This is a genomic window from Paenibacillus sp. FSL H3-0286, assembly GCF_045040705.1.
Classification (GTDB): Bacteria; Bacillota; Bacilli; order Paenibacillales; family Paenibacillaceae; genus Paenibacillus_AQ; species Paenibacillus_AQ odorifer.
Window position 1 is genome coordinate 5781675 of sequence record NZ_CP150285.1, and the last position, 24633, is coordinate 5806307.

Below are 24633 nucleotides of genomic sequence, written 5' to 3' on the forward strand. Positions count from 1 at the left end.
AAGTTAGCATGAACAACAATAGCTTCATATGCATAAGGTTGTTTTTGCTTTTTACTTTAACGGAATAAGCTCGAATTGTAAAATCTATTTACTGTCCTTGCTCGCTTTGAAGACTTCCGCAATCGCTCCAAGACTTCCCAGTGTTTCAACAGCGCTAGTTGGCAAGAACACTTTATTAGCAGGACCTTTGGCAATCTCAGCCAGAGCCTCGAAGGAACGATAAGCCAGAACGTGCTCATCCAGACCTGCCGAACGAATCAGCTCAATGCGTGATTTTTCTGCTTCTGCCACGGCTTGAATCGCTTTAGCCTCACCGTGTGCTTCCAGCTCCTGCGCCTGGCGTGAACCCTCTGCTTGACGGATACGCGCTTCTTTATCGCCTTCTGCTTTTAGAATCTTGCTCTGTTTATCCCCTTCAGCGCGTAGGATCATATCCTGCTTGGCAGCTTCCGCCTCCAAAACAATGGCACGTTTGCTCCGCTCTGCTTTCATCTGCTTATCCATCGCTTCCTGAATATCCAACGGCGGTTTGATATCGATAACTTCCACACGCTCGATCCGCACGCCCCACTTCTCAGTAGCTTCATCGAGAGCAAGACGGATATCCGTCGAAATCTTTTCCCGTCCAGACAAGGTCTCATCCAATTCCAGCTTACCGATGATTTGCCGCATTGTTGCCGTCGAAATGTTTCTTACCCCATACACATAATCAGAAATACCATAAGTAGCTTCCTCTGGTCCAACCACCTGGTAGAAAATAATCGTATCAATCTGCACCTGCACGTTATCCTTTGTAATTACCGTTTGCGGAGGTACATTCGCTTGTTGAATCCGTAAATCATGGTACGTGCGCACCTGATCAATTACAGGAATCAGAATGTTCAACCCCGGTGTCAGCAGACGATTAAATTTACCGAGCCTTTCCACTACGCCTACCCGTTGCTGTGGTACGATTTTGACTGTTAATGCCACAAAAACTACGACCACTACAATAATAATTGCGATAATTGCCCATTGCATTAGTTCATTTCCCCCCATCGTTCTACTTCGATAATCGTCGTGCCTCTTTTCACTACTCTTACAACCTCATCCTTGCCCAGATTCTGATCAGAGCTCGCGCTCCACGTATCTCCGCCTACCTTCACTTGCCCGTAACGTCCCTGCTCTATCGGCTCAACAACTACTCCTTGCCTACCGATGATTTCTGTACCTGTATCCTTGAACCCACGTGAATGGCGAAATCTAGAAACCAGTGGTTTCGAGAATATAGTCAGACCAAGTGCGACCAGTGATCCAAGGACCACCTGAAACAAAATGGCTTCGGGAACAATCAGCGACACCAAACCTGCGGCCAAAGCACCAATACTAAGCCACAATAAATAAAAAGTAAGCGTCATCATCTCAACAACAAACAGGACACCGGCTGCGATCAGCCAAAACACCCACACAACCATCGGTGAGCCCACCACCTTCCGTATGATACTACTATAACGAAAAGAAACAACGATGCGTTGCATAGTTCCATAAAAAAATATTTCAGGCATGTATATGATTTATATTCATTACATCGGTGGTTATGTGTTTCTTCATGAGTTTCTTGATAAAAGGCGAGTATACAAATCCAAAAGGGTTCACTTTTTGAAGAGTCACTATAAATTAGAAAATTGTCCCCCTATATCACCTGATTTTATCCCTAGCGCAATTGCAAGCTATGCTTGAGAATAAGAGTTACCATCACCCATTTATATCTAATTCATCCTAATTATCCAACTTCCAAACATCCTCCTCTATTCATTCAAACCATACACAGCATGTTACATCTTTAAAAATCCATGAAACAGCAGCACACAAAAAGCATAAAAGAAAGCGCTTACTGATTGGGTAAGGCTTGATTTGGACCGCTGCTTTTTTGCTGCTGAATCTACGAATTGATCTTCAATAGAATGATAGAAACGCCAAGGGTGATGGTGCACTACAACCGACGGGAGGTGAAGGTCAGGACATCTTGCCGAAAAGAATTTCGAACTACACTTTGAATCTAGGAGGTAGAAATTCAATGATCTTCACGAAAAAAGCTTCACGCAAAACCTTTGCAATTGCGATGATCGCCGCGCTTGTTCTGACACTCTTTTCCACCCTGGGCGGCAGTCCCAAAATAGCCAACGCCGCACAGGATTACAAACTGGTTGGTTATTACGCTTCATGGGCCGCTTACGGGCGTTCTTACAATGTAACTGATATCGATCCTACCAAAATGAATGTCATTAACTACGCTTTTGCGGATATTTGTTGGAATGGAATCCATGGCAATCCCGACCCCACCGGCCCTAATCCGGTGACCTGGTCTTGCCAGAATGAGCAAGGCCAAGCCATCAGCGTTCCGAACGGTACGATTGTTCTTGGTGACCCGTGGATTGACACTGGAAAAAGCTTCGGGGATGACAAATGGGATGATCCCATCAAAGGTAACCTGAAGCAGCTATGGAAGCTGAAGGAAAAGAACCCGAACCTGAAGACCCTAATCTCCGTTGGAGGCTGGACCTGGTCGAACCGTTTCTCGGATGTAGCTGCGACAGCTGCGACCCGTGAGGTTTTTGCCAATTCCGCGGTTGATTTTATTCGAAAATACAAGATGGACGGCGTGGATCTCGACTGGGAATATCCAGTAAGTGGTGGACTCGCAGGCAATAGCTACCGTCCTGAAGATAAAGAAAACTATGTACTGCTGCTGCAAAAAGTTCGCGAAAAGCTGAATACAGCCGGCGCGGCGGATGGAAAAACCTATCTGCTGACCATTGCTTCCGGGGCAGGCCCAACGTATATCAACAATAATAATCTGGCCGGCATTGCTTCCGTTGTCGACTGGATCAATATTATGACCTATGACTTTAATGGGAGCTGGAACACCACCACCGGACATAATGCTCCGTTGTACTATGATCCCGCAGCTTCCGCTTCGGGCTTAACCGAACCGCAAAATTTTAACATCGATAAAGCGGTAACCTCCTATCTTGCGAATGGTGTACCTGCGAACAAGCTTGTACTTGGCATGGCTTATTACGGTCGTGGTTGGGGCGGAGCTCCTGCTTCAGGAAACGGCCAATATCAGGTGTCCGCTGGCATCTCACCAACGGGTACATGGGAAAAAGGCAGCTATGATTTCTATGATCTCGAAGCCAATTATATCAACAAAAACGGTTATATCCGCTATTGGAATGATACATCCAAAGTGCCTTATCTCTATAATCCAACAAATCAAACCTTTATCAGCTATGACGACGTAGAATCCTTTGGCCACAAGATCAGCTACCTGAAGTCCAAGGGTCTTGCAGGTGCTATGTTCTGGGAAACAAGTGGTGACCGGAACAAAACACTAACCAATAAACTAAACGCCGATCTTGGTGGCGGAGTGGTGCAGCCGACACCGACACCATCCACATCACCAACACCTACACCAACTGCAACCGCTACACCTACTGCAACTCCAACTGCAACACCAACACCAACGCCAACTGCAACCGTGACGCCAACCCCAACGCCTACACCGGGACAATGTTCTGCAGCGACCTGGGGTGCAACAACCGTATACACTGGCGGACAGCGTGTCTCCTACAATGGCTCAGTCTATGAAGCCAAATGGTGGACGCAAGGGGATCGTCCTGATCTTAGCGGAACTGATGGGGTCTGGAAATTCATCAGCGTATGCGGAACAGCGACACCAACACCAACTGCAACTGTGGCCCCAACTTTAACACCTACGGTAGCACCAACGCCTACCGCAACCGTTGCACCTACGCCTACTTTAGCGCCAACGCCAACTGCAACCGTTGCACCTACACAAACTCCTTTACCTACCGCTACGCCTACTTCGGAAGGGTCTAGCTGGGGAACAGGCGTTGCGTACAAAACAGGTGATGTCGTCGCTTACAACGGAAAAACATATACCTGCTTGCAGCCCCATACTTCACTTCAGGGCTGGGAGCCAGCCACCACACCTGCGCTATGGAAGCTCAATTAAAGACTTGCTGGAAGCATCGTTCCTGAAATAACATTATCCCCCTTTGGAGGTATATTAAATATGATTGCAAAAGCACGTGCTAAGCGCAAAATATCCATAAGTTACCTTGCTGCGCTAATGAGCCTAATCGTTCTGGTTCCACTTTACACCGGGACAGGTGCATCCTTACCAGTGGCCCATGCCGCGGAAACAACACCTTCCGCTCCCGCTCCAGCAGCTGATCACCCTCGTAAAATCGTTGCTTACTTCCCAGAGTGGGGCGATCAGGAGAACAAAGGATTTTACACCGTAGACAAGATTCCGTGGGATAAAATTACCCATATTAACTACGCCTTCGCCAAGGTAAATCCTCAAACGAACAAGATTGATCTCATGGACCGTACAGCTGCAATCGAAAAAGACTATCCCGGTCAGCTGACCACCCTGCCTTTTAAGGGGCATTTTAACCAACTGGTTAAGTACAAACAGCTCTATCCTGATGTCCGCACCCTGATTTCTGTTGGCGGCTGGTCGGGTTCCGGAGGGTTCTTCAACATGGCGAATTCAGAAGCCGGGCGAGAAGCTTTTGCCAATAGTGTTGTGGATTTTCTGCGTACCTATCAGTTCAACGGAGTAGACATCGATTGGGAGTACCCTTCTGGCACTGGGCAGTCCGGTAATCCTAACGATTTTGCCGTGGCAGAACCGCTGCGTACAGTTAATTACAACAACTACGTTCTTCTTATGAAAAAACTCCGCGAAAAGCTCGATCTGGCAGGTGCTCAAGACAATCAGAAATATGACCTGACCATTGCGGCCACCGCCTCTTCCTGGATTCTTGGGGGCATGAAGCTTGGGGAAGCCAATCAGTATTTAGACTGGGCGAACCTTATGACCTATGATTTCCATGGGGCTTGGAATGGATATGTAGGGCCGCATTCTGCATTGTACCCGGATTCCCGCGATACTGAAACTGCTGCGCTGGGCACTCCGGTTCTAAATACCGACTGGGCGGTCCGATACTATCTTGGAACGCTTCCTCCGGAAAAAATCGTGATTGGAGTTCCTTATTATTCACGAGGCTGGAAAAATGTGAATGGAGGCATCAACAATACCGGCCTTTACGGCACAGCTCCGACAACCGGTGGGGGAGCAGATGGCCAATACGGGATCTGGAATGATCCCGCACCAGAGCAGCCTGCTGGTGCAAATCCGATCTGGCATGTGCTAAATCTGCTCAAAGATCCAGCGAATAAGCGCTACTTCGATCCTGTTACCAAAACACCGTACTTGTTCAACGCAGACAAGAAGATTTTTCTTACGTATGAAGATAAGGAATCTCTTGGCTACAAGCTGGATTACATCAAGCAAAAAGGCTTGGGAGGTATGATGTTCTGGGAACTAACGGGCGATTACTCTGAGCAGAGCGATGGCACTTATACGTATGGCAATTCTCTGACCGATTTTGCCTATGATCAGCTGAAGACAGCCTCGCCGCCGGGCGGAGCTCCTAAGCCGCAGTTGCCTGAACCTAAAAACTTCAACCTCAGCTTCAGCGGCGCCTATGATCATCCGAACTATACCTATTCATTAAAAATAACGAACAATACCGGCACAGATATTTCCGGTGGCTGGAAGCTGGAGTTCGACCTGCCAACAACTACAACCCTAACCTCGGCATGGGGAGCCGGTAGCGTTGAGCAAATCTCCACGGCCTGGGATTTCAACCGCTACCGTATTACAGGTACAGCTACTCAAACTATTGCGAATGGAGCTTCACTTGAAATTCCGGGTATGATGAAGCTGAATTTTTCAGGCGGTCCACAGCGAATCACCCTGAACGGAAACTCGTCCCAACAGGAATACGATAAACTGTACGGAGGCATTACACCTACGCCAACACCAACACCGTCTGCATCACCGACAGCAACACCTACTCCGACGACTACACCAACAGCAACACCAACGGCAACACCTACAACAACACCGACTCCGACGGCAACCGTGACGCCAACGCCAACTGTAGCGCCAACACCTACTCCTACGCCGGGACAATGCTCGGCAGCGACCTGGAATGCGGCAACCGCATATACTGGCGGACAACGCGTTTCCTACAGCGGCTCACTCTATGAAGCCAAGTGGTGGACACAGGGAGACCGTCCCGATCTTAGCGGACCGGACGGTGTCTGGAAATACATCAGCGTGTGTGGAACAGCAACTTCTACACCAACGGCAACTGTAGCTCCAACAGTAACACCGACTTTGACACCAACGGTGGCACCGACGGTGGCACCGACGCCTACTGCAACCGTTACTCCAGCGCCTACGGTGGCACCGACGCCCACCGCAACCGTAACACCGACGCAAACTCCATTACCGACTGCTACTCCTACTTCGGGAGGGTCTAGCTGGGTAACAGGAGTTGCTTATAAAGTAGGTGATGTCGTCGCCTACAGTGGAAAAACGTATTCCTGCTTGCAGCCTCACACTTCACTTCAGGGGTGGGAGCCAGCTTCCACCCCTGCTCTTTGGAAGCTGATATAATCCGGTACTCTCCTTGATTCCAACAAGGAGAACATCCCATTATTAGTGCAGAGGCATTCTCATCCTTTGGGGCTTACGTTACGGACCCAGTTGACGTTATTTACAAATTTCAAGCCTTTGGAGCTGTGTATCGGACTCCAGTGCTGCTATTCCCTATAAAATGCTTCTTTCGGGGTGTTTTTCGTGCCCATAGCGACTTTGGGGTCCGTTCGAATCTCAAATATCGGATAAAGCTGCGTTTAAGGTCAGCTGTGTCCGGGTAGCCGCTTCATACGGTTGAATGTGCTAGAATCGAACGAAGTTTGATGCTTTGTTTAAGGGGAAGGAATAAAAAACGGGGGTGCCCAGCAGCCATTTTGCGGCTTTTGGACACCCCCACTTTTATATAAAAATCTATTCCTGCGATAGGCCGCCTTCGGCTGCCAGTTTTTTCTCCAGCTTTGCCGTCAGCAGTCGCAGTGCAGTTCCTCGATGGCTAATCTGCTGCTTCTCTTCCAGCGTAAGCTCGGCCATAGTTTTTTCATGTTCAGACAGATAAAATAGCGGGTCGTAACCGAAACCGCCAGCACCTGATGGTTCTGAAGTAATCCAACCTTCGACCGCACCTTCTGCGGTTAGCTCCTGCTTGGAAACTGGATCGTACAGCGATAAAGTACAGACGAACCTAGCCGTGCTCAACAAAGGCTGATCTGTGTCTTCCCCCTGTTTCAATCTCTCTAGCTCGCTAAGCAGCTTCAGGTTATTTTCCCCATCCGTAGCGTCTTCACCGGCAAAACGTGCAGAGTACACACCCGGTCTGCCATCCAAAGCATCTACACAAAGACCCGAATCATCAGCGAGTACCGGAATTCCAAGTGCATCACCTACGGCTTTGGATTTTTTAAACGCATTCTCTGCAAAAGTAGCCCCGTCTTCCACCACATCGGGCAGATGCGGATAGTCATACATACTCTTAACTGTCAGGCCCAGCGGGGCAAAAGCGTGCTCGAATTCGCGCACCTTCCCCTTATTCTTCGTTGCGACAATGAGAATATTGCCCTTGGAATTCATGTTACACCTCTTGGCCCGGTTGGCCGGAAGGGATTTTCAGAGCAATCGCTCCGAGCGCTTCTTTTTGCGCCGCAATCAGTTCATAAATTCCCTTCTCACCTAGACCTAATAATAGGTCCAGCTCTTGACGCGAGAATGGTCTTTCTTCGCCAGTCCCTTGTACCTCAACAAAAGCACCGCCGCCGGTCATGACTACATTCATATCCACTTTGGCTTTGGAATCCTCTTCATAATTCAGATCGAGCAATGTTTTATCCCCTACAACACCTACACTAATTGCTCCCAAAAAGTCTGTTATAGGAAAAACAGCCAGCTTGTGCTGTAGTGCAATTTTATTAATAGCAAATGCCATGGCAACAAAAGCGCCTGTTATCGAAGCCGTCCGAGTTCCCCCATCCGCCTGAATCACATCACAATCCAGCGTAATACTACGTTCACCTAACGCTTGTAAATTCACCACGGAGCGAAGCGCACGGCCGATCAGCCGCTGGATCTCCATTGTACGTCCGGTAAGTTTACCGCGTGCAGCTTCACGTTGATTACGGGACTGGGTGGCCCGAGGAAGCATCGAATATTCGGCAGTTACCCAGCCTTTTCCTTGTCCTTTAAGAAACGGAGGCACTTTTTCCTCTACAGTAGCCGTACAAATAACTTTGGTGTCTCCCATCTCAATGATCACGGAGCCCTCAGCATATTTATTCGTTTGGGTCGTTATTGTCAGCGGCCGTAATTGGTCGTCAGTTCGCCCGTTTGATCTCATCTTTTCTGCCTCCTACATCGTATAGCTAATAGTTTAGTGTGAGTCCCGTTTCCCTGTTGTTCATTGCGGCAGTTCACCGTTCGGGACGTTACGTCTTTTTGAGCAACTTTTATTCTACCAAAGAGGAGGCACAAAAGCATCTTTTAAACCTTAGAAGGTCATTCTATAACGGGAGCTCGTTCAAAAATTCAGGTGCAGAAACAGGTTTGCTATAATCCACATTGTCAGTGTCAGTAATCGATTGTTTGCCGTTCAAACGAATTTGAACCAGAGCATCTTCCGTATTTTGCGCAACAGTCAGAACAACCGATTCCAGCAATTCGGCAGGAACTTCCTTCCCATCTGCGAACATATCGTCAGTCAAGGATACAGTAACAACACCGTTTTGTCCGGCTTCAACCGAATCAAGTGATGTGCCCTGTGTCATAACCATTTCCAGACCGTCTCCGGATTCAGGTCCCGCAATCAGTTCATTGATAGCAGCAGTCAGCTGTTCTTGCCCTGCGGGTACAAAGCGCGTAACCGGAACATAATATTGGATACCGTCAGGAGATGTTGTGGAAAAATAAACAGTAACCGCACTAGAGTTCATCAAAGATGGACCTTGTTTTGGCAGGTTAATGCCCATTGTGCGGGACAGCGGGCGATCCAGCGGAGTGCCTTGAAGCGGCATTTCCGTAAGCTTTTTACCATCTACCCAGAACTGCACACCTTTAATGTCATCTTGACCGGTAAGTGTCCAAGTGATCGCTTCAAGGATTTTGCGTTCATCCGCAGCATCGTAGTTGTTAAATTCCGAATTGAACTCAACAACTGCCAGATTCGACTTGTCTACCGTAATGCTTTGCACCTCAGTTCCAGCTGGTAGAATGCCTTGGAAGCCTTTTGGCAATGAGGACGCATATTCTCCCTTATTCACTAATGCCATTAAAGAGTTCTTGAGCGTGCTGGAATCTTTGCTTTTTGACAGATTTAGCGACACTGGAGCGAGTAAGCCGTTTCCATCTTCCAAATATACGGTCGTCCGGTCACCGGAAGCCGTTGCTTTATCCGTTGCTTTAGCGGTTTTGGTGCTGTCCTTCACAACTGCTTGTGCATCATCCTGAGCCACTGGACCAAATACACCTGAATCCAAAGTGTTATTTCCCTCTGTCTGTAACATCTGCGCTTCAACCTCAGGTGGCGGAGCATCTATCGATGCTGATTCCGAACCGAACAAGCCGCAACCGGACAGTGCCAGTGGAACTGCGAGTAGGCAGACTGCGGAAATCCCGCGGATTTGTTGCATTTTTTTCATCATTTATTACCCCTTTCAAGGTTAGATAGCATTTGTACTGCTATGTATACGAGACCTTTGTCCAAAAAATAACAACTGCTTATCCTAAATTGTTGGAAAAGCCTGTGCGCTTTATTTTCAGGTTAGGTTGGATCTAGATATTAATTCACATAGACTCCGTTTTCTGGACAAATACTTTTTCTAAACGTACAATCTGAGATAACACCAGCGTTTAACATCATGCTAACGAACGTTGTAATGCAAAGACTTAACTTACGAGGTGACTAATCATGGCTGATGAACCAATCGCAAAAATACCTTACAGTCTGAACAGCAAGGCAGTCGCAGATGCGACCAAAATGTGGTTGAATAAGCGTGGAGTGAACCTGCAGGAAATCGCAGAGCTCGTTATGTTTCTGCAAAAAAAATATTATCCAAACTTAACGATGGAAGAATGTGTCCATAACGTTGAGATGGTACTCAGCAAACGAGAAGTGCAAAATGCGGTACTTACGGGCATTCAATTGGACATGCTCGCGGAGGAGGGGAAGTTGTTTCCGCCGCTTCAGGATATGATCGAAAATGATGAGGGATTATACGGAGTGGATGAGATTCTGGCTTTCTCTATCGTAAATGTATATGGCAGCATTGGCTTCACCAACTATGGTTATGTGGACAAGCTTAAGCCAGGCGTTCTTGAACGGTTGAACGACAAAAACACCGGGCAGATCCACACCTTCCTCGACGATATCGTCGGCGCGGTAGCCGCTGCAGCTAGTAGCCGAATCGCACACCGTAAGCAAGCAGAGCGTGAGATAGACCTCGAACTTCCGCATTCGCCTGAGGATCGCGAAGAAGCTGCAAGGAAACTTGCAGAACATGAAAAACAACCGGAGTAACCGGTGTTTTGGGTACACTCTGAGAATTAAAAAGTGATTGTTTCGTAACCCTTGCGGGTTATGAGACAATCGCTTTTTTTAAGGTTGGGTTGGGTTGGGACCGTTTTAGGGAAAAACTCCCTAAAAAATACCGAAAATCGTTCAAAACCTAAGTTATTAGGGAATTCTTCCCTAATAACTCTACGAAAACCTTAATTTATAGCTACATTCGTAGATTATTAGGGAGAAATTCCCTAATATCCGCTCTACACTCCAACAAACCTCAAAAAACAGGGAGAAATTCCCCAATTAGTCAATACCAGCACTTAGTTACTCAATAAGATGTGCTTCTACCCACGAATAGCGGCATCTGAGTCCGAATGATCAGCATGACGCATGAGTAAAGTAATCAAATGTTAGTTGGGTAATGCGGTCGGACTCAGGAGGCCCTATTTCCATAAAACACCCTTAATTTAGTCACTTTCGGACTCCAGAGTCGCTATTCACTCAAAAATGACCAATAACTACCCTCTGCACTAGCAATAACGCCTCTCCGGTCCGATACTCACCTCAAAAGTCCCAAAACCCACGAATAGCGGCGTCTGAGTCCGAATGATCTGTGTAACGCATGAGCAAAGTAATCAAATGTTAGTTAGGTTATGTAATCGGACTCAGGAGACCCTATTTCTATAAATCACCCTTGATTTAGTCAATTTCGGACTCCAGAGTCGCTATTCACTCAAAAATGACCAATAACAACCCATTACTCTAGCAATAACGCCTCTCCGGTCCGATACTCACCTCAAAAGTCTCAAAATCCACGAATAGCTGCATCTGAGTCCGAATGACCTGCATAACGCATAAGCAAAGTAATCAAATGTTAGTCCAAATGATCTGTGTGACGCATGAGTAAAGTAATCAAATGTTAGTCCAAATGATCAGCGTGACGCATAAGTAAAGTAATCAAATCTGTGTCCTAATGACCAGTGTGACGCACGAGTAATGTAATCAAATGTTAGTCAAATGACCTGCATAACGCATGAGTAAAGTAATCAAATGTTAGTCTAAATGATCAGCGTGACGCATGAGTATGTAATCAAAGGTTAGTTGGGTATTCGATCGGACTAAGGAGCTCAATATTCATATAAATAGCACCGAAATATACTCTCTACTTAGTCACTAAAACCAAAGCCCAAAAAAGAGCAGTCCCAATAACACAGGACTGCTCTACACCTCTACTCGATCATAACATTCACATCTAAATTCATTTCATCATTCATCACTCATCATTCATTTCATCACTCTTCGATCGCGCTAGAAACTCTAACTAACATGGTCACCAGCACTTTCAGATGCTGCAAACAATATAACACCGTCCGCCTCTATCATCACTGCCCGCTCCCGGCGCATCAGCTCCGCCAGATGCGCCAGTGTCTCACTCATCGCAAAGCGCATCTGGTGAACGGTGGTTACCCGGCTGCGAAACAGAATTTCGCAGACGGCGAAGCCGCTCAGCGGGCCGTTTGCGAGCAAGGCTGCCGTGGTATCCAGCCGCTCCTCATGATGAGCGAGCAGACTGCTGACCCGGTGCGCGAAGCCCGTGAACGGTTCCCGATGACCCGGGAACGCCATGCTGACCGGGTAGCTCCCCAGCTCCCGCAGCCCCTGAAGAAACGTCTGCAGCGGCTGTGGATCGCTGCCTGGAAGCAGGCTGACATTGGGCGAAATCTGCGGCAGCACAGCATCGCCGCAGATCATTTGCCCGCTGCCCGCATGATAGAAACTCACATGTCCCGGTGCATGTCCGCCAGTTACAATCAATTTCCATTCACGGCCACCCATCCCGAAAGGCTCTACCTCATTCAGATAAGTTACAACCGGCTGTGGCTCTACTTGAGCGTCAAAGCTCTCCAAATGCGCTTTAATTCCACTCGACCATTCTTCCGACATTCCGTGTCTGATGAAATATAACGGCAAAACTTCATTGATATCCGTGTTACCGCCCCACATCAACATCGCTTCGGCATGAGCACGTTCAGTCATCCATACTTTACATCCGGTCTGCGACTGCAACCATCCCGCCAATCCATAATGATCGGGATGATGATGCGTTACGACGATATCCCGCACGTCCTTCCACGACAATCCCAGCTCCTGCAGGATCGCCTGCCAGCATTTTTCTGTCTCCGGGCTACGCGGACCCGGATCGATAATAGTAATTCTGCCATCCTCATCGGGAAGAATATAGCTGTTCACTTGACGAAGCGGCGAGTCCATGGGTACCGAGACCTGAAGAATGTTCTCGTCCCATGAAGTGATATCCGCCTTAGACATGGTGCGATCACCGCCTTTGAATCTTTTTCCTGATACCATTACGATCGAATTCCACTAAAAATCATCCGCGTGGAGCTTGCTGCATTATAAACCTCATCTTCATAGCTGCCATGCACAGCTTCGAGCTGTAAACCTGCTTCCTCGATCATCCCGCTGAATTTCTCCAAGGAATACAGCTTCACACGTTCATGATATTGACGAGGTGTAGAATCATTTTTAGAGGTTAAAATGATGTCCTTCTTCACATACCCATCCTCGATCCGCCGCGACTCATCAATCAGATTCTTTCCATCCTCACGGGTAGAATGCGGCACCAGATGACGAATCACATACGCAGGGTTCAGATAATCAATAACAAACTTGCCACCCGGCTTCAACATCCGATAGATTTCACGCAAAACCTTTACCTGCTCCTCATCCTCTTCAAAATAACCAAAGGAAGTGAACAGATTAACCACAGCATCGAAACCTCCAGTTAACGGTAGGTCGCGCATGTCAGAACGCAGCCAAGTTACCTGCTCCGCTCCTTTTTGAGATCTTGCCTCACGCAGCAATACCTCTGATAAATCTACTCCAGTTACCTCGTACCCTGCTTCCGCAAGCGCCAGTGAATGACGTCCCATCCCACAACATAAATCCAGCACTTTGGAGCCTGGCGGTAGTCCCAGCCACGAGATCATTCGTTCAACTTCTTTACGAGCTCCACCAAAGTCTCGATGTTTGTATACGACCAGATAATCCTCTCCGAAGCTCTTTTCATACCATTCAGTCATGTTGTCTCTCCTCCCACAGGCGTCTTCCTGTAACTCCACTCTATGTATGTTAATGTATCGCCATTGTACAGTCTTTTACTCACAAACTCAAAGAAGAGTTGTCACAGTGGAGCGCTCAGCCCCTTCATGACAACTCATTCCTGTAGCTTCCCTTACACAAGCTGCTGCAAATATACTCGTGCTTCATAAGGACGAAGTTTAAGCGGTTGGATCTGCTCATCTTTTTCCACGGAATAATTAGAAATTAACAGCTCAATATTGTCTGGTTGGAACTCCGCTGGCCATTCGAATACAGGCTCTCCATCATAAAAATTCAGAATAACCAGCAGCCGCTGATCTTCTAATGTCCGAGTATACGCATATATCTCTGTATGCTCTGCGAGCAGCAGCCCGTAGGCTCCATAAACGATGACTTTGTGTTTTTTTCTCAGGGCAATCAGCTGTTTATAGTAGTTGTAGATGGAATCGGGATCTTTAATCGCATTGCCAGCGTTGATCTCCATATAGTTGGAATTTACTTCAATCCAAGGAGTCCCCGTCGTAAAACCACCTGCGTGACCATCGTCCCACTGCATCGGGGTGCGGGCATTATCCCGGCTTTTATGATGAATGGCAGACATAATCTGCTCTTCTGGAACGCCGTTTTTTCGCTTTTCTTCATAATAATTAAGCGTCTCTACATCCCGGTACTCATCAATGGATTCGAAACAGACATTCGTCATTCCAATTTCTTCGCCTTGATAAATATAAGGTGTGCCTTCCAGCATGTGAATGAAGGTCGCCAGCATTTTAGCCGAAGGAATCCGGTAAAAAAGGTCGTTCCCAAACCGGGACACTGCGCGCGGCTGGTCATGGTTGCAGAGATAATTCGCATTCCAGCCTTTGTCATGCAGAACCGTCTGCCAATTACTCATAATCTTTTTCAGCTCCAGTAGACTCCATGGGACGACATCCCATTTCCCACTACCTGCCGAAGCGGCATCCAGAAACATATGCTCAAACTGAAAAGTCATATTCAGCTCCCGGCGACCATCACCTACATAATCAAGCGCCTGCTCCGGTCCAAGTCCTGAAGTCTCTCCTACCGTCATAATATCGTAGAAATAAAGCACTTTATCATATAAATTCTGTAGCAGGGTATGCACATCTGCCAGATTGGAGAACATTCCATAAGCTCTTACGGTAGGTGTTCCACCTGGATTATCCGCATCCGGGTAACCTTTCGTCTTCACGATATGTGCAATGGCATCAAAGCGGAATCCGTCCACACCCTTCTTCAGCCACCATTCCACCATCTCATGCAGCTTATCAATGACCACCGGATTCTCCCAGTTCAGATCAGGCTGATATTTGGAGTAAAGGTGAAGGTAATATTCATCCGTCCGCGGATCATGCTCCCACACCGAGCCACTGAAATAAGACTCCCAGTTATTCGGGGGACCTCCATTTTTTCCTTTTCGCCAAATATAGTAGTCCCGTTTCGGATTGTCCTTCGACGATCTGGATTCAACAAACCATGGGTGCTCATGTGACGTATGGTTCAGAACCAAATCCATCATCAGCTTCATCCCACGTGCGTGCATCTCCCTCAGCAAATGGTCAAAATCATCCATCGTGCCAAATTCCTTCATAATGTCACAGTAATCACTGATATCATAACCGTTATCATGGTTTGGTGATTTATAAATTGGGCAGACCCAAATCACGTCTACACCTAAATCCTGCAGATAATCCAGTCTGGATATGATTCCTTGCAAGTCTCCAATCCCATCTCCGTTACTATCCATGAAGCTAATCGGATAAATTTGGTACACGACACTCTCTTTCCACCATTTCGGGTTCATTTCTCGGTTACCTCCTATTTAGCTATATGTAGAGTTTAACCACACAAAGCCTAGTAGATAACAATTTACTCCTACTTCCCTAGTCCCTTTTGATATTGTGAGGGCGTAAGTCCGGTCCATTTCTTAAAAGTAGCACTGAAGTGGCGTTCTTCCCCATAGCCCACTAACTTTGCAACGGCGTACATTTTTAAGTTTTGGCGGAGCAGCTTTTTTGCCTCTTCTACCCGGTATTGATGCAAGTAATCGAGAAAATTCACACCCAGCTCCTGGCGGAACAGTGAACTTAAATAAGTATTAGATACATAAGCTTCCTTCGCAACATAATCCAGAGACAGATTGGTATTATATTTGTTACGGATGATCTCAAGCGCTGTAACTACTGTTCGATGCAGAGGGCGATGTTTAGAAAAAGCCTCCACCACATTCTGCATGATCTTATTCAGGATCGTAGATAATTCTTCCAGCGTCTCGATCTGTGGTGCCTGCTCCATCCAATTGACCAAATGCTGCTTCCATTCAAATCCAGCTACTTGTTTTTCCTGCGCAAGCCTCTTAAGGCGAACGACAAAAGCTGTTGCCCGAATATTCACCTCCTGCTTGAGGCATCCGGGGTTTCCGCGAAAACGTTCCAGCCATTGCTCCAGCAGATCGAGGGCAAGCTCATTACTTCCTGCACCGACTGCCACAAGCATCTCATCCTCCAGCACATTTAATTCAGGATCATCTAAAATCCCGATCTCCTGTGCGCCACCCCCAATAACTCCTGAACCTTCTGTAAAAAAATAAACGCCGCCTTTCCCGTTCAGAAAGCGGGATTCCATGGCCTGAAGCGCTTCTTTATAAGACAGATGAGCTTCCGAAATATCCGCACGACAGGAGCCTACAGCAATACTGATTGACAGCTTGAGGTATTTCTCCAGATTGCTTTGCAGCATCCCAATCTGCTCTTTTAAATAGATGGGGGTTCGGTAAGACTTGCGAGAATCCGTTCCAGCTAAACCACTGCCGATCCAGAGCAGGAGATTGCCATCATGGAAGGTCTCGATTTTTCCTTTATAGATAGGAGACAAGGTCTCACTAATAATATTTAGGGCCGCGTAACGTAAAAGTACAAAATCCTGTCCAGACCCACCGGCAGAGGGAGGATCAAAATCAAAGCTGACCAGCCCAATCTGCGGACCTTCGTGACTAATAGCCATAGCTAACTCACCGATCAGCTCCTGCCGCCGCTCCAGCGGAACCGGAGGATGATGAATCCATTGGGACAGCACTTGGCTTTTGACAAGCGGTGCATTTTTATGCCAGGAACGATCTCTTTTTAGCTGCTCATTCTCCTGACAACGCTGCCTTTCAATTAGCTCCTTAGCCTTGAGTACCGTCTTCAGAATTTCCTCCGGCCGGCACGGCTTCAGCACATAATCGACAACCCCCAGCGCAATCGCTTGTTTCGCATAAGAGAACTCATTGTAGCCAGATAAAATAATCGAGCGAAAGTCGTAACCGCGACGCCGTCCAGCTTCGATTAGCTCCAGACCATTCATCTGCGGCATGCGGATATCCGTTAACAATAAATCCGGCTGTTCAGACTCCATCAGAGCCAGCGCTTCACTTCCGTTCCCCGCTTCGCCCATTACCTCAATCTGATGCGAATTCCAGTCAATCATATTGACGATACCCTCACGGATGGTGTCTTCGTCTTCAGCAATCAGCAGCTTCAGCTTCATCATTTAGGGACCCTCCACAGTGATATGAATGATAATACGTGTGCCTGCTCCTTCTACACTCTCTACTTGCAATGAGGCTCCGGCAAAAAACAAAGCTAAACGTTCCTGTACATTCGAGAGCGCAAACCCCGAACGTCCAGCATTCTCCTCTTCCTCCGAGATAGAGCTTCCTCTCGCTAAACGCTGATGTAGCTCCTGAAGTCTTTCCGGCGTGATTCCCACCCCGTTATCTTGAACTTCGAGCACAATAGTCCTATCTTTGCGGAAGGCGCGAATCGAGATGAGTCCGCTTCCAGCCAGTGGCTCGATCCCATGAATCACTGCATTTTCCGCCAGTGGCTGGAGCAGCAGCTTAGGAACTGTAAAATCCTTGATACTCTCATCCAAGGTAATTTCGAACTCAAAACGTTCTCTAAACCGATTTTTTTGCAGGAACAAATAATTCTTTACAAGCTCTACTTCCTGTTCCAATGTAAACGTATCCCGCCCATCATTTAAGCTCAGCCGGAATACTTGAGAAAGCGAATAGACCATATCCGCTATTTCTTTGTCGCCTTTCTTCTCAGCTTCCCAACAAATCGTATTCAGCGTGTTATATAAAAAGTGCGGCCTGATCTGTGCCTGAAGCGTTTTCAATTCTGCTTCCTGCTGCTTCAGTTTGGAGGCATATACATCATTGATGAGCGATTTGATCCGCTGCACCATTAGATTATAACCATGGCCCAAGAGACCAATCTCATCATTTCCTTCAAAAAATACGCGCTGCGTGAAATCCCCTGTCTGGAATCTGCGCATGGAGCGGGAAAGCTTTTTCAGCGGTTTCGTTATTGAGGCGGCGGCGAGCCAGGTAACCATTAAGCTAACTGCTAAGCACAGAAAAGCGATCGTCACCGTGACCTGTGAAATCTGCCCCAGCTCTTTGACAAGCTGCCGTTTGGAATGCACCACCACTACATACCAACCCGTCGTTTCTGACTGCAGATGCGAGACAATCCACTGTTTGTGATCCGCTGTAGACTCCAGTCTCTGCTCTAGGTTCAACTTAGGATCGCTGTCCGCAAAATACGGAAGATCAAGATCTCTTTTGCCGATCCAGCTCCGGTTAGAAGCCGTAATGATGAGCCCGTCTCGATCAACCACAAACATATCTACATCATCTTCAGAGTTGTCTAGATATTGGCTTCCAATCTTACCAGCATCGACCCCGATCACCGCTAGCCCTGCCGGTTTTAAAGTATATACATTCTTGATAATTCTGGAAAGTACAATCTTATGATAATGATCACCAACAAATATGCCATCCGTGGGTCTGGACAATCCAAAGGTTGGACTGCCTGCGGCTTCAACGGCTTCCTTGTAGTACGAGGTTTGGATAAAGTTAGAGAACTTCATGCCAGTCGTCAATCCGGCTTGGTTCGCAGCAAAAGGCTCCGCCCCATTATTCTGGTCTTCCAAAGAGTATAGAATCAGGGATTGAATCGAATTGCCAGCGACCATCAGGTTGGTGACCGTTTTAAATACGGAATTACGTTCTTTTTGTGCTTCTGACGACACTAAGAGCCGCTGCACACTTTCATCCAGAAAGAGTGTATTGGAAAAAGAAATCATTCCCCTCACCATCTCATCAATCTGCTCTGCTGTTTTCCGGGTCAGGTGATCCTGTGACTGTTTCATTTTCTCCACCACCTGCTGCGAAGAAATCTGATAGGAGTTCCACCCCATAGCAAATATAGTCACGAGAAGCAGCGGCACAAACCATAATAACAGCTTAAACTGGAGCGGAAGATGGCGATAACGGCTTAATAAGCGGATGTTTCGATTCATGAGAACCACCTTCATGTATAATCAATAAATGTGTAAACCAAGTATAACTGAAATCATTAAACCCTGAACCAGCTTTTTACAATCACTGAAAAATGCCTACATAGTTCTTAAATATGGACCATGTTTCTATCGGTCATAAACTCTTAAGATGGGGATGCAAGAAGAAACGACATTGTCGTCCTCGTTCGATGACAGCCGTTCTCGTGGAAATATATCTCATAAAAAAGGTGGGTTTTTGATGAAAGGTAAAGGAATAAAGCTAGCACTTATGAGTCTAATGCTACCAGCTCTGCTGGCAGGCTGCGGTGGCGGAAATAACAATGCGAAAGCTACCAATGCACCTACAAATGACAAGGCCGAAGCTACTGCCGAAGCAACAGCTAGTGCAGGGGAAAACACACCCGCCGAAAAAATCACACTGAAGTTCTTCACCGCGCTCGCGGATCGGGCCAATGGTTCAGGTAAGGTAGAGCAAGACATTATCGATGCTTACATGAAAGAGAACCCTAACGTCAAGATTGAAGTAGAAGCGCTTCAAGATGAGCCTTACAAATCAAAAATCAAAGTGTATGCCTCCAGCAATCAGCTGCCTGATATCATTCAAGCCTGGGGTCAGCCCTCCTTCCTGAGTCCGCTGCTGGATAACGATCTGCTGCTTGAACTGAACAGTGCTGACTTCGAAGGTAATCAGTTTGTGTCCGGATCCATGGACGGCTTCAGTAAAGACGGTAAGCTTTACGGCTTGCCGCGTGGTGCCGACTACATGGTGATGTACTATAACAAAAAAATATTTGCTGACAACGGCATCGAGGTTCCAAAAACAACAGATGATTTGCTTGCCGCCGTCAAAACACTTCGTGCCAAGAAAATTAACCCGATCGCTATGAATGGTATGGACGCTTGGACACTGCCTATCTGGTATGAATTTGTAGCCCAACGTCAGACTGGCGATTTCAATACAATGGATGAAGCTGTTGCACGTAAAATATCCTTTACAGATCCTAGTCTGGTTGCAGCTGCAACTGAAATGCAGCAATTCGCCGATGCTAAAGGTTTTGCCGATGGCTGGCTGACTGCCGATTACGGTGCTGCACGCAACTTGTTCGGACAAGGGCAAGCTGCCATGTTCTTTATGGGCGCTTGGGAGTCGGGTCTGGCAACAGACGAGAACTTCTCTGAAGAATTCCGCAATAACGTAGGTGCTTTCGCATTCCCAGCTTCAGCTAAAGGTAAAGCAACCGATGATGCCGCTTGGTATGGTGGTGGATATGCAGTCAGCAAAAATTCCAAACATGCTGAAGCCGCTGTTGATTTCTTGAAATATTTCTTCGCTCCAGAGCATTGGTCTAAAATGCTATGGCAAGCTGGCGCGGGTACACCTGCGCAGCAATTCGATCAATTCCTAACGGGTAACGAAACCCAGCTGCAAAAAGAATTGATTGAAGTGTTCAGCTCCATGACCTCTTCCAGCGGTACTCCACTGCAGGATGTGGGTGACGATGAGTTCAAGCAAAAGGTAATGGAGGCGCATCAAAGCCTGCTTTCTGATGCGATTACCCCTGAAGAATTCGCCAAAGCACTGGATGCTGCATCCGATAAATTCGCTGGTAAATAAACCAGAGAACTACAAAAAACATGAACCTTAGCGCTCCTGAAGTAAGCTTATAGATGGCAGTGCGCAAACCCCGGCTTCCCCCAGAGGCCGGGGTTTTGTTTTCGAAAAAATGTATACACCGATCTGAAATTTACGGCATGTTCCGGTGCCTGGCTTCCCGTTACGATGGTAATAGATAGATTACTCTTTAAAAGGACGGAGATTTCCATGCACAGAGTGTTAAGCGACAAAAAAGCGATTTTCTTACTCATCGCACCTGGACTGTTCCTATTTGCTTTTATGATCTGCATCCCTATCTTCATGAGCGCTTATTACGGTTCTACGGATTGGGGCGGGATCGGCAAATACAATTTCATCGGCTTTGATAACTACCGCGAAATTCTATTTCATGACAAAGTGTTCTGGAGATCGCTGGTCAACGCCCTGCTCCTGACCGCCGCCACAGTATTTTTACAACATCCCTTTGCCATTCTCATGGGGATATTCCTAACCAACTCCGGCAAATACGAAAAAATATTCCGGACGATCTTTTTTATCCCCGCTGTAATTTCCGTCGTCGTTACAGCCAAGCTGTGGACCGGAATTTTCCATCCGAACTACGGACTGCTTAACAAGCTGCTAAGCGGAGTTGGATTGGACGCACTTACGCATGATTGGCTCGGTGATCCGAAGACAGCCATCTGGTGCATCATCATTGTTGTTATGTGGCAAGGCTTTGGGTATGCACTGCTGCTGTATTATTCAGGTCTGCAAGGCATTCCGGAAGATTTAAGCGAAGCCGCAAGAATCGATGGCGCCAACAACTTTACCCTCTACACGCGTATCATCATTCCGCTGCTTTCGCCGATGATGCGGGTTGCCATCATCATTGCCGTCACCACCTGTCTTAAGCAAATGGAAACCGTATTCTTAATGACCAACGGTGGCCCTGCAAATAGCACACAGTTCCTAGGGAACTATCTGTACAAAACCGCCTTCTCATCATCGCTATACGGCTATGGTAATGCCATTTCCATTCTGTTTATTGTGTTCTGCCTGATCCTAACCGTTATCCTCAACAAGATTTTAAAGAAAGATATCGGAGAATTTTAAAGAAACCCTGTAACCGGAGGAAATCCTATGAATAATTCCTTATCGCCTGCCGCTTCACCCCCTAAGCTAAACCTTCACAAACAAGAACGCAGAAAGCCTACAACGGGCAAAATCCTAATGATGGTGTTCCTGTGTATCATCGCGTTGATTCAGTTATTTCCGCTTATTTGGTTGATCGATTATTCCCTGCTCAAGAGCGGTGAGTTCTTTGGAAGCTCATTTCTGAAATGGCCCTCTCCACCCCAGTGGGAGAACTATCGAAACGCTTTTACCTACGGGCGTGTGCCACGTTATTTCGCCAACAGTCTTATCATTACAGTGATAACTGTTATGCTCTCTGCGCTGGTGTCCCTGATGATGGGATATGCGTTTACCCGGATGAAATGGAAGCTAAGTGGCATTGTCCTCTCTCTAATCATGTTAGGCATGATCATCCCGATTCACGCTACATTGCTGCCAAACTTCATTCTGTTTAACAAGCTTGGGATGCTGAACAATATGTACACATTGATTTTGCCTTACTCAGCCATTGTCATCCCCATGAGTGTCCTGATTATGACCGGGTTCCTGGAGACCATCCCACGGGCCATTGAAGAGTCCGCCGTTATTGATGGCAGTGGCATTTACGGGTTAATCTTCCGTATCATCCTGCCCATCACCAAACCGGCGCTGGCAACCATCTGTGTGCTCAACTTCATCAGCACTTGGAATGAATTCATTATGGCGAATACCTTCCTCACCTCGGAAGATCTTAAGACGATTCCCTTCTCCATTATGAAATTCACTGGTGAGTATTCATCCAACTATGGTGCACAGTTCGCGGTTATGACGATCATCGCTATCCCAACCATCCTGATCTACCTGCTCTTCACAGAACAGATGACCAAGGGAATTACCGCTGGAGCGGTTAAGGGCTAACACAATAAACTTAATCCTAACAACATTAAAAGGCTGACAAGACAGGTTTCGTACCCGTCTTGTCAGCCTTTATTCATTCTTACTAATATCTCTTACGGTCGTTGCCAATCCTCCCTCAGCCATTCAACCAAGAGGAGCTCTGGCACATTCACTTTATTAACTTCGGCATAGTCTCTCACCCGTTCAAGCAAACGTCCCGCGGTTCCAGCACTAACCTCTAAACCATGTGCGTTCAGTACATGTATGATTCCACCACTTCCGGAATGTTTACCTAACACAAAATGATGTGCTCTCCCCACCTCTGTGGGATCAAAGGTCTGGTAGGTGGCTGTTTCTTTCAACAAACCGTCAACATGTATCCCAGATTCATGTGTGAAGGCGAGTGATCCGACGATTGGTTTGGCATCGCCGACACTTCGGCCCGAGGCTGTGATCACCCTATCCGCCAGCCCCTTCAAACACTCCGGACGTACGCTGCTCTCTCCGCCATAAAGATAACGCCAAGCCATCACTACTTCTTCCATTGCTGCATTCCCGGTACGTTCACCAATCCCTGCTACCGTAGTGCTTGCCCAGACCGCACCCGCGGCAATACCGCTAAGTGTGTTTGCAGCCGCAAGACCAAAATCATTGTGGCAGTGTACCTCAAGCTCTACATCTACAGGAACAGCACTAAGTAATGTGCTTACCCGCTCTGCCATTTGACCCGGATGATGAGCAGATACCGTATCTGCATAACGGAACCAACGAATGCCTTCTTTATATAATGTATTTACCAGTTCAACCAGGTACTCCATACTTGCCCTTGAAGAGTCCTCCATCCCCACCGACACAGTCATTCCTAGCCGTTGACCATATTCCGTCGCATGCAGTAATCTTGTCAGACCTTTGGCAGGTGTTAAACCTAGCTTACCTTGTAATTGAATTTCCGAGACAGGGATCGATACATGACTCCAGTTCACACCCGTCGCCCAAGCTTTGTCGATATCACTTTCCAAAGCCCGATTCCAAGTCATCATCTTCATAGGTAGACCTAAATCAGCGATAGCCGCAATATCTTCTTGCTCTTGCTTGCCCATGGCAGGAATTCCTACCTCTGCTTGCTCCACTCCGCATTCCGACAGCAACCTTGCGATTTCCAGCTTTTCTTCCCTCGTGAATGAAACTCCAGCCGCCTGTTCACCATCCCTAAGTGTCGTGTCACATAGCCTGAGACTTTTCACGGTTTACCTTCCTCTCCGCAGCAAGTGCAATTCGGATTACGGGTAATATGGACGCTGTAACAGGCGAAGTCGAGTGAATTGAAGCGATGCATTACGCCCGCATAAGTCGTCCCTACCCTTGTAACCCATTTTACGGCTTCCAACGCAGCCAGACAACCCGCAATTCCGGAGGTTGCTCCCAATACTGGAAAGCCAAACGGTTCCCATTCTGGATTCACATCCGGATAAAGACACTCTAAGCAAGGGGTTTCACCAGGTATAACCGTTGTTAGTGAAATCTCAAATCCATACATCGCCGCCTCTACCATTGGCGTGCCGGTTTCTACACATAGGCGGTTCAACGTATATCTTTCCGGAAAATCATACCGTGCATCAATCACTATATCGGCTTGTTCTACCCAAGGTTTTGCCATATTATATTCAATCTTCGAATTAAATCCTTCCATTTCAACATTTGGATTCAGACGTTTTAGCTGCTGAATGGCTGTGCTCATCCTTTCCATACCTAAATGATCACTGTCCATCAATATCTGTCGATTTAAATCTGGAGGCACAATGTTTCCTTCATGCGCCAAGATCAGCTTGCCGATTCCGGCAGCAGCTAAATAAAGTGCGGCAGTGCCTCCAAGCCCTCCAATTCCAGCAATCATCACTGTAGCTTCTTTTAGCGCTTTCTGCCCGCCCTCTCCAAGCAGCTTCAATTGGCGAGCGTATCGTTCCAGTTCGGTGCCGCCTATAAGCTGCTCCATGTTGCTCCCTCCCTGTGGCTGAGCTGCATCAT

The 24633-nt window shown here is 47.2% G+C and carries 18 protein-coding genes; 6 read left to right on the top strand and 12 right to left on the bottom strand.

The features are described 5' to 3' along the window. Nucleotides 1-84: 84 nt before the first annotated feature. Nucleotides 85-1020, bottom strand: a complete 936-nt coding sequence (locus MHB37_RS25860) for an SPFH domain-containing protein (protein WP_076129203.1) — start codon at nt 1018-1020, stop codon at nt 85-87. Further along, nucleotides 1020-1454 carry an NfeD family protein gene (locus MHB37_RS25865; protein ID WP_076129202.1) on the bottom strand — a complete coding sequence of 145 codons (435 nt, stop codon included), beginning with the start codon at nt 1452-1454 and terminating at the stop codon, nt 1020-1022. Before MHB37_RS25865 ends, MHB37_RS25860 begins: the two co-directional genes overlap by 1 nt. Before the next feature lie 602 nt (nt 1455-2056). Here MHB37_RS25865 and MHB37_RS25870 point away from each other — a divergent pair. Together MHB37_RS25870 and MHB37_RS25875 are read left to right on the top strand one after the other, a co-directional pair. Continuing rightward, the gene (locus MHB37_RS25870; protein ID WP_340033585.1) at nt 2057-4018 is read left to right on the top strand and encodes a glycosyl hydrolase family 18 protein; all 1962 of its coding nucleotides are present in this window, start codon (nt 2057-2059) and stop codon (nt 4016-4018) included. Between the two features lie 60 nt (nt 4019-4078). After that, entirely contained in the window at nt 4079-6541 is a 2463-nt protein-coding gene (locus MHB37_RS25875) for a glycosyl hydrolase family 18 protein (protein ID WP_405168674.1), read from the top strand. Nucleotides 6542-6934: 393 nt separating this feature from the next. Here MHB37_RS25875 and MHB37_RS25880 read toward each other — a convergent pair whose 3' ends face one another. From MHB37_RS25880 to MHB37_RS25890, 3 genes are all read right to left on the bottom strand, one after another. Further along, entirely contained in the window at nt 6935-7591 is a 657-nt protein-coding gene (locus tag MHB37_RS25880; protein WP_076220464.1) for an XTP/dITP diphosphatase, read from the bottom strand. 1 nt (nt 7592) lies between these two features. Then, nucleotides 7593-8351, bottom strand: a complete 759-nt coding sequence (gene rph, locus MHB37_RS25885) for a ribonuclease PH (protein ID WP_036686952.1) — start codon at nt 8349-8351, stop codon at nt 7593-7595. A 163-nt stretch (nt 8352-8514) separates the two neighbouring features. After that, nucleotides 8515-9648 (bottom strand): GerMN domain-containing protein, encoded by a 1134-nt coding sequence (locus MHB37_RS25890; protein WP_405169623.1) that lies wholly within the window; start codon nt 9646-9648, stop codon nt 8515-8517. A gap of 269 nt (nt 9649-9917) precedes the next feature. On the opposite strand from MHB37_RS25890, the gene MHB37_RS25895 reads away from it, so the two are divergent. Further along, complete coding sequence (locus MHB37_RS25895) at nt 9918-10526, top strand: phosphatidylglycerophosphatase A (RefSeq protein WP_076129198.1); 609 nt, start codon at nt 9918-9920, stop codon at nt 10524-10526. 1302 nt (nt 10527-11828) lie between these two features. Here the strand turns inward: MHB37_RS25895 and MHB37_RS25900 are convergent. The 5 genes from MHB37_RS25900 to MHB37_RS25920 all read right to left on the bottom strand — a co-directional run bounded on the left by MHB37_RS25900 (nt 11829) and on the right by MHB37_RS25920 (nt 19004). After that, nucleotides 11829-12839: an MBL fold metallo-hydrolase gene (locus MHB37_RS25900; protein WP_405168675.1), complete on the bottom strand. Its 1011-nt coding sequence runs from the start codon at nt 12837-12839 to the stop codon at nt 11829-11831. A 38-nt stretch (nt 12840-12877) separates the two neighbouring features. Beyond that, nucleotides 12878-13612: a class I SAM-dependent methyltransferase gene (locus tag MHB37_RS25905; protein ID WP_312149175.1), complete on the bottom strand. Its 735-nt coding sequence runs from the start codon at nt 13610-13612 to the stop codon at nt 12878-12880. A 152-nt stretch (nt 13613-13764) separates the two neighbouring features. Continuing rightward, on the bottom strand, nt 13765-15456 hold the full coding sequence (locus MHB37_RS25910) for an alpha-glucosidase (protein WP_076129196.1): 1692 nt from the start codon (nt 15454-15456) through the stop codon (nt 13765-13767). Nucleotides 15457-15527: 71 nt separating this feature from the next. Next, a complete protein-coding gene (locus tag MHB37_RS25915) occupies nt 15528-17183 on the bottom strand; it encodes a response regulator (RefSeq protein WP_339188297.1) in 1656 nt (551 codons plus the stop codon). Then, nucleotides 17184-19004 carry a sensor histidine kinase gene (locus MHB37_RS25920; protein ID WP_076194621.1) on the bottom strand — a complete coding sequence of 607 codons (1821 nt, stop codon included), beginning with the start codon at nt 19002-19004 and terminating at the stop codon, nt 17184-17186. It abuts the gene before it with no gap. 238 nt (nt 19005-19242) lie between these two features. Between MHB37_RS25920 and MHB37_RS25925 the strand changes: the two genes are divergently transcribed. From MHB37_RS25925 to MHB37_RS25935, 3 genes are all read left to right on the top strand, one after another. Next, the gene (locus MHB37_RS25925; protein ID WP_076129193.1) at nt 19243-20619 is read left to right on the top strand and encodes an ABC transporter substrate-binding protein; all 1377 of its coding nucleotides are present in this window, start codon (nt 19243-19245) and stop codon (nt 20617-20619) included. 207 nt (nt 20620-20826) lie between these two features. Next, on the top strand, nt 20827-21711 hold the full coding sequence (locus MHB37_RS25930) for a carbohydrate ABC transporter permease (RefSeq protein WP_036679565.1): 885 nt from the start codon (nt 20827-20829) through the stop codon (nt 21709-21711). 27 nt (nt 21712-21738) lie between these two features. Next, nucleotides 21739-22629 carry a carbohydrate ABC transporter permease gene (locus tag MHB37_RS25935; RefSeq protein ID WP_036679567.1) on the top strand — a complete coding sequence of 297 codons (891 nt, stop codon included), beginning with the start codon at nt 21739-21741 and terminating at the stop codon, nt 22627-22629. Between the two features lie 92 nt (nt 22630-22721). Here the strand turns inward: MHB37_RS25935 and MHB37_RS25940 are convergent, their stop codons facing one another. Next, complete coding sequence (locus MHB37_RS25940) at nt 22722-23852, bottom strand: homocysteine methyltransferase (RefSeq protein WP_280753694.1); 1131 nt, start codon at nt 23850-23852, stop codon at nt 22722-22724. Continuing rightward, nucleotides 23849-24601, bottom strand: a complete 753-nt coding sequence (locus MHB37_RS25945) for a HesA/MoeB/ThiF family protein (RefSeq protein ID WP_076279960.1) — start codon at nt 24599-24601, stop codon at nt 23849-23851. Before MHB37_RS25945 ends, MHB37_RS25940 begins: the two co-directional genes overlap by 4 nt. Nucleotides 24602-24633: the final 32 nt, after the last annotated feature.